The sequence below is a fragment of the Spirillospora sp. NPDC049652 genome, assembly GCF_040675125.1.
GTDB lineage: Bacteria > Actinomycetota > Actinomycetes > Streptosporangiales > Streptosporangiaceae > Spirillospora.
On the sequence record NZ_JBFAOF010000670.1, the window covers coordinates 1 to 4,110 of the forward strand.

A 4,110-nucleotide genomic window follows, 5' to 3' on the forward strand; every position below is an offset into this window, starting at 1 on the left:
GGCGGGCCCGCCGCGCCACCCCCGGCTACGACCGGTCCGGTGGGTCGGCGGCCTCCTGGCGGGCCTTCTGGGTCGCGGCGCTGGGCCAGCGGCGGTCGATCTCGCTGTTGAGGGCCGCGCCCAGCAGGACGGCGAGAGCGGCCACGTACAGCCAGCCGAGCACCGCGATGGACGCCGCGAGCGACCCGTACACCGAGACGCCGCGCAGCGACCCGGCCAGGTAGAAGCGGAGCAGGAAGCTGCCGACGATCCAGATCAGCAGCGCGACGACCGCGCCGGGCAGCTCGCGCCACCAGGCCGTCCGCACCGGGATGCTGTGGTGGTACAGCAGCGCGAGGAAGACCACCGACAGTGTGACCACGACCGGCCAGTAGAAGACCTCCACGAAGCCGGAGCTCTGCGGGACGGCCTGCCGGGCGACCGCCGGGCCCACCACCAGCAGCGGGATCACCAGCGACATCACCACCAGGCCGAGCAGGTAGAGGAAGAACGCGCGCAGCCGGGTCCGGACCACCCCGCGCACCCCGGACAGCCCGTAGGTGATGGTGATCGTGTCCACGTAGACGTTAGTGGCGCGGGAACCCGCCCACAGCGACACCAGGAAGCTGACCGACACCATGTCCGGGCGGCCGCCCCGGATGACGTCGTCGATCAGCGGCACGACCAGGCCCTTCACGGCGGGCCCGGTGAGCACGTTCTCGGCGCGGTGGATCGTCCAGGTGCGGATCTCGCCGATGGTCTCCGCGCCGAGCAGGCCCTTGGCGTGGCCCATCATGCCGACCAGCCCGATCACCAGGGGCGGCAGCGACACCAGGGCGAAGAACGCGGCCTCGGCCGCCAGGCCGGTCACCCGGTAGCGGAACGCGGCCACGACCGTGCCGCGCAGCAGCACCCAGGCCGTGCCCAGGGCCCGGCTCAGCCGGTCGGCCCACGGGCCGCGCCGCGCGCCCGCCGACGTCGGAGCGCCCTCCGCGGCCTGGGCCCGCAGAGTCTCGGCCGCCGCGGACGCGGCCCGTCCGACCCGCTCCTTCGCCTCTTCGACCGCTTCTCCCACCGCCTCCTCGGCCTTCGCGCCAGCGGCCTCCACGGCCTCGTCCGCCGCGGCCTTGACGTCCCCGAGCCTCGTCGTCCCGCCGTCCGCCTCACCGGTCCGCGCGTCGTCACCGGTCCGCGCGTCGTCGGCGGGGGCGTCATCAGGCGGTGCCGCACCGGACTTCCCGTTGCCGGTGTGCGCGTCGCCGGTCCCAGCATCAGTGGCGGGTGCGTCGGTGGCCCTGGGGCCCTTCGCCGGGCGCGGGTGCGGAACGGCCGCCGGGACCGACTCGAATTCGGACACCTTCTCGCCCGTTCCCTCCGACGACCCGCCCGGTCCGCCCGAAACCGCGGCGTCCGCCACCGCGCCGGGGGACGGGTCCGGGGCGCGTCCGTCCGATGCCCAGTTACCCACCGCCCTCCACCGTAGAGCGTCGCCCGTCCGGAAAATGCCCCCCTCACCCATTTCCGTGATCCGCCCCGCGCGTCGCGCCCCCGATTCGACGGCGCGGCACGGCGTCCGGCCCATGATCGGCGACGCCGGGGATGACCCATGTCACTGTCCGCATGCCGGACGGCCCTGGACAGTCCGGCGGGGCGCGTGTCACAGTTCAGGCATGTCTGCTGTGGACCCGCTGCTGGTGATGCGCCGGCACGTCGACTTCCTCCGGGTCCGCAGTGCCATCTGTCGGTGACGCCCAGACCACGCCCCTGTCGTAGTCGACCTGTGCCTCAGCACTGACCGATCCGTCGAACGCGGGCGCGTGGCGCATCGGCGTCACCCCGAACCGACCTTCCGCTCAGCGTCGAGCCGGCCGTTTGCCATGACCGCCGGTGCGTCCGCGTCCCCTTGCTCATCCAAGGACGCGCCGTGCCACCTGCGACCACCACCACCGTCAGACGCCCGCGAGGCGAGGGCCAGTGGGCCCTCGGCTACCGCGAGCCCCTGAACAAGAACGAAGAGAACAAGAAGAACGACGACGGGCTGAACGTCCGCAACCGGATCATCGAGATCTACTCCAAGGCCGGGTTCGACTCCATCGACCCCGCCGACCTGCGCGGCCGGTTCCGCTGGTTCGGGCTGTACACCCAGCGCCGGCCCGGCATCGACGGCGGCAAGACCGGCTCGCTGCCCGACGAGGAGCTGGACGACAAGTACTTCATGCTGCGGGTGCGCATCGACGGCGGGCAGCTCGACGGCCCGCAGCTGCGCACCGTCGCCGACATCGCCACCCGGTACGCCCGGGGCACCGCCGACATCACCGACCGGCAGAACATCCAGTACCACTGGATCCGGATCGAGGACGTCCCGGCGATCTGGGAGGCGCTGGAGGCCGTCGGCCTGCACACCACCGAGGCGTGCGGGGACACGCCGCGCGTCATGATCGGCTGCCCGCTGGCCGGGATCGCGGCGGACGAGGTGATCGACGCGACCCCGCAGCTGCGCGAGGTGCACGACCGCTACATCGGGTCGCCGGAGTTCTCCAACCTGCCGCGCAAGTTCAAGACGGCGTTCTCGGGCTGCACGGCGCACTGCACCGTGCACGAGATCAACGACGTGGCGTTCGTCGGGGTGGTGAACGAGGACGGTGAGGCCGGCTACCAGGTGTTCGTGGGCGGCGGCCTGTCCACCAACCCGATGTTCGCGCGCAGCCTCGGCGTGTTCGTCCGGCCGGAGCAGGCGCACGAGGTCTGGAAGGGCGTCGTCTCGGTCTTCCGGGACTACGGCTACCGGCGGCTGCGGCACCGCGCGCGGCTGAAGTTCCTCGTCTCCGACTGGGGCGTGGAGCGGTTCCGCCAGGTCCTCCAGGACGAGTACCTCGGGTACGCCCTGCCGGACGGCCCCGAGCCCGCCGCGCCCCTCCCCCGGCGCGACCACGTCGGGATCCACCCGCAGAACGACGGCAACTACTACGTCGGCTTCGCGCCGCGCGTGGGCCGGGTGAACGGCGACCTGCTCGGCGTCATCGCCGACCTCGCCGAGAGGTACGGCTCCGGCCGGGTGCGGACGACGGCCGAGCAGAAGATGGTCATCCTGGACGTCCCGGCGGAGCACACCGAGGCCCTCGCGGACGAGCTGGCCCGGCACGACCTGCAGGTCCGGCCGTCCACGTTCCGGCGGCAGACGATGGCCTGCACCGGCATCGAGTTCTGCAAGCTGGCGATCGTCGAGACCAAGCAGCGCGCGATGGACATGGTCGACGAGCTGGAGAAGCGGCTGCCGGACTTCGAGCAGCCGGTCACGATCAACGTCAACGGCTGCCCGAACGCGTGCGCGCGGATCCAGGTCGCCGACATCGGGCTCAAGGGCCAGCTGGTCGTGGACGAGAACGGCGACCAGGTGGAGGGGTTCCAGATCCACCTCGGCGGCACGCTGGGGGGCTCGTTCGGCAAGAAGGTGCGCGGGCTGAAGACGACCTCGGCGGGCCTCACCGACTACGTCGAGCGGGTCGTCCGCAACTACGACGCGCAGCGGGCCGAGGGCGAGACGTTCGCCGAGTGGGTCCGCCGCGCCGACGAGGCGGACCTCAAGTGAGCGAGCGGGCCGCGCCGTTCTACTGCCCGTACTGCGGCGAGGAGCGGCTGGAGCCGCGCGCCGGGGAGGGGGCGTGGTTCTGCCACGACTGCGTCCGCTCCTTCCACCTGAAGTTCCTCGGGGTGGGAACGCCCCGCGAGGCCGGAGCGCCCCGGCCGGAACGTGAGGAGTCACCGTCGTGACGCTGCTGGAGACCGACAGGCCCGCACTGCACCTGGAGGACGTCGTCGAGTCGGCGGCGGACGCGCTGGAGGGCGCGCCCGCGCGGGAGGTCATCCGCTGGGCCGCCGCGACGTTCGGCGACCGGATCTGCCTGACCTCGTCGATGTCGGACGCCGCGCTGATCCACCTGGTGTCCCGGGTGAAGCCCGGGATCGACGTGCTGTTCGTGGACACCGGCTACCACTTCGCCGAGACGACCGGCACCCGGGACGCGGTGGAGGCCGTGTACCCGGTCAACGTGATCGACGTCCGGCCGTCCCGGACGGTGGCCGAGCAGGAGGCGGCGCTCGGGCCGCGGCTGTACGGCCGCAACCCGGACC

At 72.4% G+C, this 4,110-nt stretch carries 4 protein-coding genes; 3 read left to right on the top strand and 1 reads right to left on the bottom strand.

The genetic code is table 11. From position 1 onward, the window contains the following. Positions 1-25: 25 nt before the first annotated feature. A complete protein-coding gene (locus AB0J52_RS30260; RefSeq protein ID WP_500186059.1) occupies positions 26-1,447 on the bottom strand; it encodes a YihY/virulence factor BrkB family protein in 1,422 nt (473 codons plus the stop codon). A gap of 456 nt (positions 1,448-1,903) precedes the next feature. Here AB0J52_RS30260 and AB0J52_RS30265 point away from each other — a divergent pair, with 456 nt between their 5' ends. The 3 genes from AB0J52_RS30265 to AB0J52_RS30275 all read left to right on the top strand — a co-directional run. Beyond that, a complete protein-coding gene (locus tag AB0J52_RS30265; RefSeq protein ID WP_500186060.1) occupies positions 1,904-3,568 on the top strand; it encodes a nitrite/sulfite reductase in 1,665 nt (554 codons plus the stop codon). Further along, positions 3,565-3,750 carry an Insertion element protein gene (locus tag AB0J52_RS30270; protein WP_500186062.1) on the top strand — a complete coding sequence of 62 codons (186 nt, stop codon included), beginning with the start codon at positions 3,565-3,567 and terminating at the stop codon, positions 3,748-3,750. The genes AB0J52_RS30265 and AB0J52_RS30270 overlap by 4 nt, the downstream gene beginning before the upstream one ends. Next, positions 3,747-4,110, top strand: a 364-nt coding sequence (locus tag AB0J52_RS30275) for a phosphoadenosine phosphosulfate reductase domain-containing protein (protein ID WP_500186064.1), incomplete at its 3' end; no start/stop codon positions are given. The genes AB0J52_RS30270 and AB0J52_RS30275, both read left to right, overlap by 4 nt.